Consider the following 12,800-nt stretch of genomic DNA (forward strand, 5'->3'; position numbering starts at 1 on the left):
GCATTGTAAATGACCGCCTCTTTGGACACCGTCGTCGCCCGCGCGCCTGAAACGCCGCGCGTCGTGCTGATTACCGGCGCCGCCCGTCGTATCGGACGGGCGCTTGCGCTCGGCTTTGCCGCGCGTGGCTGGGACGTGGCCGTCCACTACGGCGCGTCGAAGGAGGAGGCCGACGAACTGGTCGCGGAAATCGCAGCCTTGGGCCGCAGGGCCGTCGCGTTGCAGGCCGAATTGGGCGATGAGGCGCAAGTCGAGCGGCTTTTGCCGGCGTGTATCGACGCCTTGGGCCGGCCGTCGTGTATCGTCAACAACGCGTCGCGCTTCGAGGAGGACACGGCGCAAACCGTCGGTTACGACCTGCTGCTGAAGCTGACCGCGATGAATGTCGGTGCGCCGCTGGTGCTGGCGCGCAGGTTGTTCGAGGCGACGCCGGAGGCCGCGCGCACCGACGAAAGTCTGCGCGGCGTCGTCATCAACGTGCTGGATCAGAAGCTGTACAACATGAATCCGGATTACCTGTCCTACACGCTGACCAAGGCGGCGTTGCAGACAGCCACGGTCGCACTGGCGCAGGCATTGGCGCCTAAAGTGCGCGTGGTCGGGCTCGCGCCCGGTCTGACGATGCAATCCGGCGATCAAACGGCGGACGGTTTCACGGCCGCTCACCGTACTACGCCTTTGGGCCGCGCGTCGCGGGCCGAGGATATTGTCGCCGCCGCGCTGTATCTCGCGGATGCAGCGGGCGTCACCGGAACGACGCTGGTGGTCGACGGCGGGCAGCACCTCGTGCCGCTGCCGCGCGACGTGATGTTTTTGACGGGCGCGTGAAGCGCGAGCGGCCAGCCGCCGTAGCGACGGCCGCCGCGCTGTGAAGCGCCCCTTTGCGTGCTCCGCACGCCTTTTTCGACTGGAACGAACATGTTTGCCGCTCTTTCGCATCCCCGGCTCGCCGATTGCCGCCGGCTCTTTCTGCGCAATTACGAAGTGCACATCAACATCGGCGTGCACGACTTCGAAAAGCGCGGCGAACAGCGCGTCGTGATCAACGTCGAACTGTTCGTGCCGCTCGCGCTGTCCACGCCGGTTCAGGACAAGCTCAACGAAGTCGTCGACTACGACTTCATGCGTTCCACCATCTCGCGCCGCGTCGAGCAAGGCCACATCCACTTACAGGAAACGCTCTGCGACGACCTCGTCAAGACCATGCTCGAACATCCGCAGGTGCGGGCCGCGCGCGTGTCGACCGAGAAGCCGGACGTTTATCCTGACTGCGACGCGGTGGGCGTCGAAGTCTTCCGCATCAAAGAGGATTGAGCCATGCATGCTCCGGAAATCCTGACCAGCGCAGCGGCCGCCGAGGCCGCCGACGCAACCGTGGCCACGCAGGCCGCCGCGCGCGCCAAGTCGCCGCTCACGCGCCGCGAACAGAAGGAAGCGTACGAGAACAACAAGCTGTTCAAGCGACTCGCGCGCCAGGTCGGCCAGGCGATCGGCGACTTCAACATGATTGAAGACGGCGACAAGGTCATGGTGTGTCTGTCGGGCGGCAAGGACAGCTACGCGATGCTCGAAATTCTGATGCGGCTGCGCGAGCGCGCGCCGATCAACTTCGACATCGTTGCGGTGAATCTCGACCAGAAGCAGCCCGGTTTTCCCGAGCATGTTCTGCCCGAGTACCTGAAGCAACTCGACATTCCCTTTCACATCGAGAACCAGGACACGTACAGCATCGTCAAGCGGCTGGTGCCGGAAGGCAAGACCACCTGCTCGCTGTGCTCGCGTTTGCGGCGCGGCATTCTCTACCGCGTCGCGGGCGAACTCGGCGCGACCAAGATCGCGCTCGGCCATCATCGCGACGACATTCTGCAAACGCTGCTGCTGAACATGTTCTACGGCGGCAAGCTGAAGGGCATGCCGCCCAAGCTGCAATCGGACGACGGCAAGAACATCGTGATCCGCCCCCTCGCCTACGTGAAGGAAACCGATCTGGAGAAGTACGCCGAGCTGCGCGAATTTCCGATCATTCCGTGCAACCTGTGCGGTAGCCAGCCGAATCTGAAGCGCGCGGAAATGAAGGCGCTGGTTCGCGATTGGGAAAAGCGCTTCCCTGGCCGCATCGAGAACATGTTCAATGCACTGTCGAACATCGTGCCCTCGCATTTGATGGACGACAAGCTGTTCCCGTTCGCGGGCCTGCGCGCGAACGGCGAGGCCGATCCGCAAGGCGATATCGCCTTCGACGAGGAGCCGTGTTCGACCGATGCCGGCGACAGCGCGATGCCCGGCGGCGCGAAATCGATTGCCATCGTCCAGTTCGACGATCTTTAACGCGGACGCCCGCAGTACGGGCGTCCGCGCATATTGAAGTTCGCAGCAAGGCCGCCACAGCGGCCTTTTTCGTTAGAGGGTGCATGTTAGAATCATCGGCTTCAAATTCCTCTATTTGCCGTGCCATGAACATTGTGATTTTGGCGGCGGGCACCGGCAAGCGCATGCGGTCCGCGCTTCCCAAGGTGCTTCATCCCCTGGCTGGCCGGCCGCTCCTCGCTCACGTCATCGACACGGCTCGCACGCTCAAGCCCGCACATCTCGTGGTGGTGATCGGCCACGGCGCCGAAGCCGTGCGCAAGGCCGTCGCCGCGCCGGACGTGCAGTTCGCCGTGCAGGAACAGCAGCTCGGCACGGGCCACGCGGTGCAGCAGGCGTTGCCGCTGCTCGATCCGTCCGCGCCCACGCTGGTGCTCTACGGCGACGTGCCGCTCACGCGCGCCAGCACGCTGCAGGCGCTGACCGATCGCGCGGGGCAAGGCGGCTACGGCGTACTTACCGTCACGTTGGCGGACCCGAGCGGCTATGGCCGCATCGTGCGCGATGCGCAAGGCAAGGTGGCGCGCATCGTCGAACAGAAAGACGCTACACCCGAGCAGCTCGATATCGCGGAGATCAACACCGGGATCATCGTCGCGCCGACCGAGCGTCTGGGCGGCTGGCTCGCAGCGTTGAAGAACGACAATGCGCAAGGCGAGTTCTATCTGACCGACGCGGTCGAGATGGCGATCGAAGCCGGACTCGAAGTCGTCACCACGCAACCGGACGACGAGTGGGAAACGCTCGGCGTGAACAGCAAGCAGCAGCTTGCCGAACTCGAACGGATTCATCAGCACAACGTGGCGGATGCGCTGCTGGTCGCGGGCGTGACGCTCGCCGATCCGGCGCGGCTGGATGTGCGCGGCACGCTCGAATGTGGCCGCGATGTCTCGATCGACGTGAACTGCGTGTTCGAGGGCCGCGTGACGCTGGCCGACAACGTCACCATCGGACCGAACTGCGTGATCCGCGATGCGAACATCGGCGCCGGTACGCGCGTCGACGCGTTCACGCACATCGAAGGCGCGGAAGTCGGCGCGAATGTCGTGCTCGGACCGTATGCGCGGCTGCGCCCCGGCGCGTCGCTGCACGACGAGTCGCATGTCGGCAACTTCGTCGAGGTGAAGAACGCGGTGCTCGGGCATGGGTCGAAAGCGAACCACCTCACGTATATCGGCGACGCGGATATCGGCGCGCGCGTGAACATCGGCGCGGGCACCATCACCTGCAACTACGACGGCGCGAACAAATTCCGCACGATCATCGAAGACGACGTGTTCGTCGGTTCGGACACGCAACTGGTTGCGCCGGTGCGTGTGCAGCGCGGCGCGACGATCGCGGCGGGCACCACGGTCTGGAAAGACGTCGACGCCGACGCGCTGGTCCTGAACGACAAGACTCAAACGAGCAAAACGGGCTACGTGCGCCCGACCAAAAAGAAAAGCTGATGGACATGACACGCGCACGAGGCGCGGTCCTTGAAACCCGGCACTAGAGCATTGAAAAGGAATGAGCCATGTGTGGCATTGTCGGCGCGGTAGCGCAACGTAACATCGTTCCCGTCCTGATCGAAGGACTGCGTCGCCTCGAGTATCGCGGCTACGATTCGTGCGGCGTGGCCGTACTCGGCGACGACGGTCCGCGCCGCGCGCGCAGCGTGGCGCGTGTGGCCGATCTCGACGAGCAGGTGCGCGAGAGCCATCTTGAAGGCATCACGGGTATCGCGCATACGCGCTGGGCGACGCACGGCGCGCCGGTGACGGACAACGCGCACCCGATCTTCTCCAAAGATGCCCTCGCATTGGTACACAACGGCATCATCGAGAATTACGAAACACTGCGCGAGATGCTGCGCGGCAAGGGCTACACGTTTGTCTCGCAGACCGACACAGAGGTTATCGCGCATCTGATTCATAGCCTGTATCGCGGCGATCTGTTCGCCGCTGTGCGTGAAACCGTCGGGCAATTGCACGGCGCGTATGCGATCGCCGTGTTGCATAAGGACCAGCCGCATACGGTGGTTGGCGCGCGCCAGGGTTCGCCGCTGGTGGTCGGGCTCGGCCAGGGTGAGAACTTCCTCGCCTCGGACGCGCTGGCGCTCGCGGGCAGCACCGAACGCTTCATCTTCCTCGAAGAGGGCGACGTCTGCGAACTGTCGCTCGACGGTGTGCGCATCGCCGATCGTGACGGCAACGAAGCGCAGCGCGAAGTGCGTCAGGTGGCGGCATATGGCGGCGCGGTCGAACTCGGCCCGTATCGCCACTTCATGCAGAAGGAAATTTTCGAGCAGCCGCGCGCGATCACCGACACGATCCCGCAATCAGATTCGTTCGAAGCGTCACTGTTCGGCGAGAGCGCGGACAAGGTGTTCGCGGAGATCGACAGCCTGCTGATTCTCGCGTGCGGTACGAGCTACTACTCGGGGCTGACCGCGAAGTACTGGCTCGAATCGATCGCGAAGATTCCGACTCAGGTGGAAATTGCCAGCGAGTATCGCTACCGCGAGTCAGTGCCGAATCCGAAGTCGCTGGTGGTGGTGATCTCCCAGTCGGGCGAAACGGCGGACACGCTCGCGGCGCTCAAGCATGCGCAGGAGCTCGGTCACAAACATACGCTGGCGGTCTGCAACGTCGGTACGAGCGCGATGGTGCGCCAGACCGAGTTGTCGTTCCTGACGCACGCGGGCCGCGAGATTGGCGTGGCTTCGACCAAGGCGTTCACGACGCAACTGGTTGCGCTGTTCGTGCTGGCGGCGACGCTGGGCAAAATGCGCGGTCGTGTGAGCGAACAGCAGGAAGCGGTATATCTGAAACAGCTGCGTCACTTGCCCGCGGCATTGAATAGCGTGCTGGCGCTGGAGCCGCAGATCATCGCGTGGTCGGAAGAGTTTTCGCGCAAGGAACATGCACTGTTCCTCGGGCGCGGCTTGCACTACCCGATCGCACTCGAAGGCGCGCTGAAGCTCAAGGAGATCTCGTATATCCACGCCGAGGCTTACCCGGCCGGTGAGTTGAAGCACGGGCCGCTCGCGCTCGTGACTGAAGCGATGCCGGTGGTGACGGTGGCGCCGAACGACGCGCTGCTGGAAAAGCTGAAGTCGAATATTCAGGAAGTGCGTGCGCGTGGCGGTCAGCTGTATGTGTTCGCCGACGCGGATACGAAGATCGTCAACGACGAAGGTCTGCATGTGATCCGGATGCCGGAGCACTATGGTTTGTTGTCGCCGATCTTGCACGTGGTGCCGCTGCAGTTGCTGGCGTATCACACGGCGTGTGCGCGGGGTACGGATGTGGATAAGCCGCGGAATCTGGCGAAGTCGGTGACGGTGGAGTGAGGGGGCGCGACACCCGCCGCGCGCTCGCGCCTACAATTCCGGGCGCGCCAGATCGCTGGTGACGATGTGTTCGCCGTACACCTGTGCCGCCGCGACCGCTTCCAGCTTGGTCGCATATGGCCCGAGTTCGGGCGCGCCGTCGAACGGAAACAGCACGCGTCCGTCGGTGGTTCGAACCACTTTCAACACGCCGAAGAAACGCCGGTAGCCGGCCAGTTTCGAGGTGGCTGAAATCTCAAATTCGTCCTCCGACGTCGCGGGGACGCTGGGAATAAATGCAGTCTTGCTCATACCTGAAAACATCTCTTGTTCAATGGGCCGGCGCGGCACGAAAGGCCAAGCCTACACCCGGTTGTCCCGGGAGGATATTCGCCGGCGGGCTTCATTGTCTCAAATCCGGGCGGATTCAACCGACCGGCCCGCGAGCGAACCGACCGGCGGCCGCCAACGCAGCCGGTCGTCGGCATCTTCAGGCGTCTTTGACTGCTGCTGCGTGTTCGGCCGCCAGCGCGACGTCCCGCTCGCTCACGCTCACGAAGCTCGGCCGTGAGCAAATGCGTTCGACGTACTCGAGCAGGACCGGCGTTTCGGGCACCAGCTTGAACATCATTCCCCAATGCAAGGCGATGCCCCACAAGATATCCGCCGCCGACAGCGTGTCCCCGAGCAGATAGGGCGCGGCCTGCAACTGGCTTGTCACGGTTCCGATCATCGAATCGAAATCGCCATAGGGCGAAGTGGCGGGCGGCGCGGGTTCGCGCTTCATCGCTTTGTCGACTAGCGCCGGCTCGTAGCACGCCGCGTAGTACACCAGCCAGCGCAGATACGGCCCGCGCGACGGATCGTTCAGCGCCGGCGCGAGACCGGCTTCAGGAAACAGGTCGGCCAGATAGATGAAGATGGCGACCTGTTCGGTGACCAGCGCGTCGCCGTGAAGAATCGCCGGCACTTTACCGAGCGGATTGATGGCGAGATAGGGCGCTTTGCGCTGCTCGCCGGCCTTCATGTTCAACACTTTCAACTGATACGTCGCGCCGAGTTCTTCAAGCAACGTGAGCGCGCTGACGGAACGGCACTGCGGCGAATGGAACAGCGTGATCGTGCGGTCTGTGGTCATGGCTTGAGCGTTCCCGAATTAGCGTCGTGGACGAAAACCGGCTTGAGGCAATAGAAGCACCGGGGATGCGTTCATCCTACGCGTCCATACCTGTCAGTTGGTGTCAGGTATGACTACGCTTGTTCGCATGAGAGCCAGCCGGCTTCTTTCCATTCTGATGACGCTACAGGCCCGTGGCCGCGTCACTGCGCAGTCGCTCGCCGGCGAATGCGCGATCTCGCTGCGCACTATCTATCGAAGCCGTCGCGCTGAAACGCGAAAAGAAGCCCGGCCGGGCGCGATTCCTAAGATGAATCTGCGCTCGTTCTGGGGCTAATTTGGGGGCAGAGCTATAATGCCCGGATCCCCTTTTTTTCCCGTCCTCCGTTATGAGCCGGTTACTTTGCCTGATCGTGCTTTCGCTCGGCCTCGTGCACACCGCGACGGCCGATGAAAACACCGACCGAATGTCCGCCTATCTGACGCAAAAATTCGGTCTGGCAAAGGAAAAGGCTCAGAAGATTTCCGACGCGGTGCAGTCCGCCGCCTCGAAATACTCTCTCCCGCCGGCGCTTCTGCTGGCGATCATCTCGATCGAATCCCGCTTCAAGGAAAAGGCCAAAGGCGCCAACGGCGCGACCGGGCTGATGCAGGTCGTGCCGGGCGCGCATCGCGGAATGCTGAGGAACGTCAAGGACCTCACCGAGCCCACCGCGAACATCGAAGTGGGCTCGGCGATCCTGTACGGCTACATGCGCTCGGCCAATGGCGACCTGAACGCCGCGCTTAAGAGCTACGGCGGGTCGCAAGCCTACGCGCAGAAAGTGAGCTTGCGCGTCGAAGACTTTGCAGCGATCGCTCCGTCGCAAGCTGCCGCCCAGCAATCGGATGCGCAGACCGGCATGTGCGCGGCACGGTCCACCTCTGACCGTTGCGCGGCACCGGGCAACTGGGCCAACGCGTTCAGCGTTCCTGCCGTCAACGCCGCTTGGTTGAACGGCCCAGCCACATCGGCGACGGGACTTCCCGCTACATCGCACTGAGCGGCTTTCCGCTTTCTCTTTTTTTATCCGCCGCAGTCGCATCGCAGCTGCGGCAATGCACGGTCACGGGCTGCAAGACGTCGCGTTGCGTGCTTTTTACGCGCGGTTAGCAACCGCTCTACAATGCATTCCCATCGCGCTGACGCAGCACCTCTTCCGATCGACCATGTTGACCTCGTTTTCCAGAACCACAGCCACCGCACTTGTCGGCCTGCTGACCCTTGCCGCCTGTAGCAGCACGCCGCAGCCGAAATTCCAGCAGGAGTTGTTCGAAACTGGCGCGAGTCCGTACGCACGCAATTTCAACTCGAACACCACGGACAGTTGCGAGGCCGCGCGCCGCGCTCTCTTGAGCCAAGGCTATCTGACGACGATGACGCGCAACGACACTGTCGACGGCACCAAGAACTTCCAGCCGACAGGCGATACGCACGTGGTCGTTGAATTTCATGTGGTCTGTACGCCTGGCGAAGAGGCGAGCGATACGAGCATCGTCTACGTCAATGCGGTGCAGAACGGCTTTGCGCTGAAGAAAAGCGATACGTCGGCGAGCGTTGGACTGAGCGTGCTGGGTTCGCTCTCGCTGCCGATCCGTTCGAACAGCGATGCGATGGTCAAGATTTCCAGCGAGACCATTCCGTCGGGCAAGTTCTACGACCGTTTCTTCGGGCTCGTCGATCACTATCTGCAGACGGTGGTGCGCACGCAACCGGTCGCCAATAACCGCATCGAGACGCGCCTGCTGCCGGTGCCCGTCGAAGCGACGGCCCCGGCGCCCGTTCCCGACATGCTCGACGCGATCGGCAAGGCTGCGTCCGTGCAGCCGGTGAGCGGGGTCGGCGTAGCGCCCTGATTCAGCGGGGAGTTCGCGTTTTCGAAGCGGTTCAAGACCTGATCAGCCTTCAATCTCATCGCGAAGCATCACTTATCCTATGTCTTTTACTTCATACGTATACATAGGTAGTAATAGTTAACAAGGGTTAACCCCTTCTGTGGATAACTTGGGAATGTTCCATCACATCAACGTCATGCGAAGCCCATAAGCGTACGGAACGCGCTTGTAGAAAAAGTACCAAACCGGGATAACTTTGATGGGGCTTGCCTGCCGGGGCGTCTTATCAAGATTCCGCACACAGGCTGTTCCATGCGCTATCCCGAAGTTATTCATAGGGAATTGTGGATAACTCGGCTTCGAAGTCGTTTCTCCAACGCTTGCCGAGCAAGTTTTTCAAGTTGTCGAAGCGCTCGCCACCGTACAGACCGCCACCCGCCCGACGCGCACATTGAAGACGGACGGTACAAAGATTGCGTCTCTCTTTTTGCAAGCGCAACTGTTGCTATTTAGTCAAAACCATTTCGGCAACGCCCGATCCAGGCATAGAGTTAAAGTGTTTTCTGAGGTTATTGGTGCAGTGCGGGGGTGTGTAATGAAACGCAGAACAGCACGACAGCTTGTCCGTCTTCTCTCGGATATTCGACATGCCACCCATTGCAGCACGCTGCGGGCGGCAGCCACCAACCGGGCCATCGCGCTCGCATCCGCTGAACACGACGCGGACGCCGATAGCGACGACAACACCGACGCCACGCGCGACGCGCGTCGGGACAAGCCGGCACGGAGCGGATCATGAGAATGGCGAGCGAACAGTCGCTGCGGTTTCTGGTGGAGAAATGGCTCGCGCCGGAGCCTTCGGCGCCGGTCCATGTCACCGAATTCAGTCGCACTCGCCTGGGAGGCCGACGGTATGTCCGAGTCGAGACGTCGCTCGGGACGGGCTCACGGGGGTTGTTCTTCTTTCGGCATGACGACGGCTGCTGGTGCGTGTTTCCGCCTACTGCCGATACGCCGGCTCTGTATGCGCATTCGCGGGCTGCGTGAGGGCATCAAGCAATCCAACACCGCCGGCCGCCGGTGCAAAAATCCTGCACGCTTTGGCGTGGAATGCGATGACTGCCTCCATCTTCAAGACGACGCATGAGGCACGCGCTCACGCCCGCGTCGCCAAGCCGGCATCACCTGACACACGATCAAACCCGCGAGCATCAGCGCGCATCCAAACAGCGCGCGCGCCGACAGCGTTTCGCCGAGCACGAACCACGCCGCGAGCGCGGCGAACACCCCTTCCATGCTGAAGATCACCGCCGCGTGCGACGGCGCCGCGTGTTTTTGCGCGACCACCTGAATCGTATAGGCAATGCCGACTGAGAGCGCCCCGCCGTACAGGATGGTCGGCGCGGCGCGCGCCATCACCGCGAGGCTGAATGGTTCGATGGCGATCCCGACAACGAGGCACGCGAGCCCGCACGTCACGAACTGCACGAGCGCGAGCATGAGCGTATCGTGCCGCAGCGCGAAGCGCCCGACCAGCATCATCTGAACGGAGATCACGAGCGCACCGGCAAGCTGATACCAGTCGCCGTACAGCATCGAAAAATGGTCGTTGACGCTCAGGAAATACATGCCCACGGCCGCGAGCGCCGCACCGAGCCACGTGCCGATTCCCGTGCGATGTCTGAACAGCACGCCCAGCAACGGCACGATCACTACGTACAGCGAACTGATGAAACCCGCGTTGGCGACCTTCGTGTACTGCAGGCCGATCTGCTGCAATGAAATCGAGGCGGCCAGCACCACGCCGAGCAGCACGCCGGCGCCGAGCAGTTCGCGCGCGCCGCCGGCCTCGCGCTTCGACAGTTCGGCCAGCGCGGAGCGTCGCACGCATACGATTAGCGTCAGCACGACGAGCGCGCCGAGAAGAAAACGCAGACCGGTGAACAGAAACGGTCCGATCGCGTCGAGACTCAGGCGTTGCGCGACGAATGCGGAACCCCAGATCATCGCGGCGATCAGCATCAGCACATTGGCACGCAGGTGTTGGCGGGTTTCGGTTTTCAAAGGTGGTCTTTCTAATCTGTTTGTTGTGTTAGGCAGGCGTTGATTTTATCCGCGTGTGCGGACGTCCGAGACGGAGCGAACAGTCTCGAGCCCTTGAACGTAATCGCGCAAATATTCCTCGATGCTGGTCGGACAGGAGTCGGCCAACGCCGCGCTGGACCGGGTGTTGCCGACCCTTTTGGAGAATGCCAGCCTGTTGCGCAATCTGGTTTGAGACGGTCTAGGTGAATCCCCTGGTATGGGCCGCTTAATGAGTGAAAGCAGGTCGAAAGCAAGCTGTCTCCCGGAAAATACATATCGAGTTTTGGGCATGACAAACCGCCTACACTGGGTAATACTCTCCCGCGGGGAGCGGGAAGGCGCCTCAAAGCCCTGTCTGCTTCACCGTGCAGCTATTCATTCACATTGACTCAGTCGTCCAGGTTTGGGGAACAACACATGAAAAAAGTTATCGTCTCGCTCGCAGCCGCTTCGATCGCGCTGGTTTCCGTTCAAGCTTTCGCACAAGCGTCGGACGCAGCACCGGCTGCTGCGGCAAGCGCGCCGAAGAAGCATCACATCAAGAAGCTGAACACGCACGGCAAGCGCGCTCCGGTTTCGGCAGCCGCTTCGGCAGCTGGCACGAACGACAAGGGCACGGCAAACTAAGCTGCCGCCCGAGCTTTCGGGCCAGCTTCGCCGGTTGACTGCACTGCGCCGCCAGCCGGCCAGTGCAGCGCGCTTCGGATGAAGGCGTCGCAAGCAAAAAGGCCAGAGCTCGTGCTCTGGCCTTTTTGCATTCGGGGTGGGTTCTTGCGGCGATTAGCCGGCAAGGCCGCGCTTGATGACTTCGTTCAGCAGTCCGGTCATTCCTTCGGGATGGGTCGCGGCGCGCTCTTTCAGTTCGGTCACCAGATCGCCGTTCAGCTTGCAGGCAAACGCGACGAGGCCCTGCGCCTGATCGAGCTTGCGCTGTTCGCGGCGGTCGAGCTTCGGTTCGGCCGCGGCGGCTTTACCGAAGCGATCGGCGGTCGACAGCTTCATTGCATTGTTCAGCTTGAGTGCCTTGTTCTTTTCAAGGTCGGTCTTTTTCATTGCCATACGGAAGGCCTTTGCCAGATAAGTAATCCCGCATTGTACGCACCGCGCCGGACGTCGCGCGAACGCGCGGCGTTCGGATTGCGCGCGCACCGATTGCCGCGCGGAGCGGAAGCCGGGATGAACCTCGATGCAAGCTCACCTGGACCGGCCCGGCGCGGCAGCCACGCTATCCATCAGCGCGCGCATTCTTTGCCAGTGCGTGCCTTCCCAGAATACGCGGCGGCACACGTCGCAGGTAACGAATTGAGCATGCCGTTCCAGCACACCGTCGGGGGCGCGCGTGCCGACTTCCTCTTTGGGGATGCGCCGCAGCGGCACATTGCACATCAGGCATAGGCGGAACGGTTGCGCGCTGCCGGCCAGATCGAGCCGTTCAAACACTTCGCGCAATTGCTCGCGCGGCCTGAGCGTGCGGACGTAGCAGCCGTGCGTGATGCTGCGGCGTTTTAATAACTCGCGGTCGCGGGTCAGGACGATGCGCTGCTGCGCGGCGGCAAGCGCTTCGATATCGGCATCGGGAAAGTGGTTGTCGTATAGCGTGTCGAAGCCGGCGAGCCGCAGGAGCGGCGCGAGGCCGCCCAGATGCGCATCGGCGATGAAACGCACCACGCGCAGCGGACGTTCGCGCACGCGCAGGAGCGGCTGGATGTCGAGCGCTTCAAACTTCGGATAGACGGCTATGCGATCGCCGTCCGAGAGGGGATGATTGAAACCGACCGACTCGTCGTTGACCAGAATCAGTTCGACTTCGGTGTGCGGCACCCCGAGCGCTTCGATCATGTGCTTCGCAGTGGCGCCCGGCGCGCAGGCGTAACTGAACGCGCGCCGGCGCAGCGGCCGGGCGAGAAAATCGTTCAGCTCCTCGTAGAAGCGGAATGTCGCGGTCACCATCACCGCAGTATCGCACCGTGTTTCTTTGCGCGCTGTCCTGCACGTGTCGCATGGGTGTGCTTTACTTCCAGTTCTTTAGAAGACGGAGTGACA

The 12,800-nt window shown here is 62.3% G+C and carries 15 protein-coding genes; 10 read left to right on the top strand and 5 right to left on the bottom strand.

Annotated elements, in window-relative coordinates:
• Positions 1-9: 9 nt before the first annotated feature.
• The 5 genes from RI103_RS00905 (at position 10) to glmS (ending at position 5,701) form a co-directional block, all read left to right on the top strand.
• Complete coding sequence (locus RI103_RS00905; RefSeq protein WP_310813631.1) at positions 10-828, top strand: SDR family oxidoreductase; 819 nt, start codon at positions 10-12, stop codon at positions 826-828.
• A 90-nt stretch (positions 829-918) separates the two neighbouring features.
• A complete protein-coding gene (locus tag RI103_RS00910; protein ID WP_012434647.1) occupies positions 919-1,314 on the top strand; it encodes a dihydroneopterin aldolase in 396 nt (131 codons plus the stop codon).
• 3 nt (positions 1,315-1,317) lie between these two features.
• Positions 1,318-2,328 carry a tRNA 2-thiocytidine(32) synthetase TtcA gene (gene ttcA / locus RI103_RS00915; protein WP_310813632.1) on the top strand — a complete coding sequence of 337 codons (1,011 nt, stop codon included), beginning with the start codon at positions 1,318-1,320 and terminating at the stop codon, positions 2,326-2,328.
• A gap of 125 nt (positions 2,329-2,453) precedes the next feature.
• Positions 2,454-3,815 carry a bifunctional UDP-N-acetylglucosamine diphosphorylase/glucosamine-1-phosphate N-acetyltransferase GlmU gene (gene glmU / locus RI103_RS00920; RefSeq protein WP_310813633.1) on the top strand — a complete coding sequence of 454 codons (1,362 nt, stop codon included), beginning with the start codon at positions 2,454-2,456 and terminating at the stop codon, positions 3,813-3,815.
• Positions 3,816-3,883: 68 nt separating this feature from the next.
• Positions 3,884-5,701: a glutamine--fructose-6-phosphate transaminase (isomerizing) gene (gene glmS, locus RI103_RS00925; protein WP_310813634.1), complete on the top strand. Its 1,818-nt coding sequence runs from the start codon at positions 3,884-3,886 to the stop codon at positions 5,699-5,701.
• A gap of 30 nt (positions 5,702-5,731) precedes the next feature.
• Here glmS and RI103_RS00930 read toward each other — a convergent pair whose 3' ends face one another.
• A complete protein-coding gene (locus tag RI103_RS00930) occupies positions 5,732-5,992 on the bottom strand; it encodes a DUF6723 family protein (protein WP_310813635.1) in 261 nt (86 codons plus the stop codon).
• Positions 5,993-6,170: 178 nt separating this feature from the next.
• Entirely contained in the window at positions 6,171-6,818 is a 648-nt protein-coding gene (locus RI103_RS00935) for a glutathione S-transferase family protein (RefSeq protein ID WP_310813636.1), read from the bottom strand.
• 109 nt (positions 6,819-6,927) lie between these two features.
• Between RI103_RS00935 and RI103_RS00940 the strand changes: the two genes are divergently transcribed.
• The 4 genes from RI103_RS00940 to RI103_RS00955 all read left to right on the top strand — a co-directional run bounded on the left by RI103_RS00940 (position 6,928) and on the right by RI103_RS00955 (position 9,719).
• Positions 6,928-7,134, top strand: a complete 207-nt coding sequence (locus RI103_RS00940) for an HTH domain-containing protein (protein WP_310813637.1) — start codon at positions 6,928-6,930, stop codon at positions 7,132-7,134.
• Positions 7,135-7,186: 52 nt separating this feature from the next.
• On the top strand, positions 7,187-7,840 hold the full coding sequence (locus RI103_RS00945) for a transglycosylase SLT domain-containing protein (protein WP_310813638.1): 654 nt from the start codon (positions 7,187-7,189) through the stop codon (positions 7,838-7,840).
• Positions 7,841-8,006: 166 nt separating this feature from the next.
• Positions 8,007-8,693 carry a DUF2242 domain-containing protein gene (locus tag RI103_RS00950; protein ID WP_310813639.1) on the top strand — a complete coding sequence of 229 codons (687 nt, stop codon included), beginning with the start codon at positions 8,007-8,009 and terminating at the stop codon, positions 8,691-8,693.
• Positions 8,694-9,467: 774 nt separating this feature from the next.
• The gene (locus tag RI103_RS00955; RefSeq protein WP_310813640.1) at positions 9,468-9,719 is read left to right on the top strand and encodes a hypothetical protein; all 252 of its coding nucleotides are present in this window, start codon (positions 9,468-9,470) and stop codon (positions 9,717-9,719) included.
• An 84-nt stretch (positions 9,720-9,803) separates the two neighbouring features.
• Here RI103_RS00955 and RI103_RS00960 read toward each other — a convergent pair whose 3' ends face one another.
• Positions 9,804-10,736 (bottom strand): DMT family transporter, encoded by a 933-nt coding sequence (locus RI103_RS00960; protein ID WP_310813641.1) that lies wholly within the window; start codon positions 10,734-10,736, stop codon positions 9,804-9,806.
• A 438-nt stretch (positions 10,737-11,174) separates the two neighbouring features.
• Here RI103_RS00960 and RI103_RS00965 point away from each other — a divergent pair, with 438 nt between their 5' ends.
• On the top strand, positions 11,175-11,384 hold the full coding sequence (locus RI103_RS00965; protein ID WP_310813642.1) for a hypothetical protein: 210 nt from the start codon (positions 11,175-11,177) through the stop codon (positions 11,382-11,384).
• 153 nt (positions 11,385-11,537) lie between these two features.
• Here the strand turns inward: RI103_RS00965 and RI103_RS00970 are convergent, their stop codons facing one another.
• On the bottom strand, positions 11,538-11,816 hold the full coding sequence (locus RI103_RS00970; RefSeq protein ID WP_012434605.1) for a hypothetical protein: 279 nt from the start codon (positions 11,814-11,816) through the stop codon (positions 11,538-11,540).
• Positions 11,817-11,951: 135 nt separating this feature from the next.
• The gene (locus RI103_RS00975; RefSeq protein ID WP_310813643.1) at positions 11,952-12,707 is read right to left on the bottom strand and encodes a Mut7-C RNAse domain-containing protein; all 756 of its coding nucleotides are present in this window, start codon (positions 12,705-12,707) and stop codon (positions 11,952-11,954) included.
• Positions 12,708-12,800 lie beyond the last annotated feature (93 nt).

It is taken from the genome of Paraburkholderia sp. FT54 (assembly GCF_031585635.1).
In the GTDB taxonomy this organism is placed as follows: domain Bacteria; phylum Pseudomonadota; class Gammaproteobacteria; order Burkholderiales; family Burkholderiaceae; genus Paraburkholderia.

What these genes read in the sequence shown, in the direction of transcription:
- RI103_RS00905 (WP_310813631.1), top strand. Translation starts at nt 10, where the DNA reads ATGACCGCCTCTTTGGACACCGTCGTCGCCCGCGCGCCTGAAACGCCG.
- RI103_RS00910 (WP_012434647.1), top strand. Translation starts at nt 919, where the DNA reads ATGTTTGCCGCTCTTTCGCATCCCCGGCTCGCCGATTGCCGCCGGCTC.
- ttcA (WP_310813632.1), top strand. Translation starts at nt 1,318, where the DNA reads ATGCATGCTCCGGAAATCCTGACCAGCGCAGCGGCCGCCGAGGCCGCC.
- glmU (WP_310813633.1), top strand. Translation starts at nt 2,454, where the DNA reads ATGAACATTGTGATTTTGGCGGCGGGCACCGGCAAGCGCATGCGGTCC.
- glmS (WP_310813634.1), top strand. Translation starts at nt 3,884, where the DNA reads ATGTGTGGCATTGTCGGCGCGGTAGCGCAACGTAACATCGTTCCCGTC.
- RI103_RS00930 (WP_310813635.1), bottom strand. Translation starts at nt 5,992, where the DNA reads ATGAGCAAGACTGCATTTATTCCCAGCGTCCCCGCGACGTCGGAGGAC.
- RI103_RS00935 (WP_310813636.1), bottom strand. Translation starts at nt 6,818, where the DNA reads ATGACCACAGACCGCACGATCACGCTGTTCCATTCGCCGCAGTGCCGT.
- RI103_RS00940 (WP_310813637.1), top strand. Translation starts at nt 6,928, where the DNA reads ATGACTACGCTTGTTCGCATGAGAGCCAGCCGGCTTCTTTCCATTCTG.
- RI103_RS00945 (WP_310813638.1), top strand. Translation starts at nt 7,187, where the DNA reads ATGAGCCGGTTACTTTGCCTGATCGTGCTTTCGCTCGGCCTCGTGCAC.
- RI103_RS00950 (WP_310813639.1), top strand. Translation starts at nt 8,007, where the DNA reads ATGTTGACCTCGTTTTCCAGAACCACAGCCACCGCACTTGTCGGCCTG.
- RI103_RS00955 (WP_310813640.1), top strand. Translation starts at nt 9,468, where the DNA reads ATGAGAATGGCGAGCGAACAGTCGCTGCGGTTTCTGGTGGAGAAATGG.
- RI103_RS00965 (WP_310813642.1), top strand. Translation starts at nt 11,175, where the DNA reads ATGAAAAAAGTTATCGTCTCGCTCGCAGCCGCTTCGATCGCGCTGGTT.
- RI103_RS00970 (WP_012434605.1), bottom strand. Translation starts at nt 11,816, where the DNA reads ATGGCAATGAAAAAGACCGACCTTGAAAAGAACAAGGCACTCAAGCTG.
- RI103_RS00975 (WP_310813643.1), bottom strand. Translation starts at nt 12,707, where the DNA reads ATGGTGACCGCGACATTCCGCTTCTACGAGGAGCTGAACGATTTTCTC.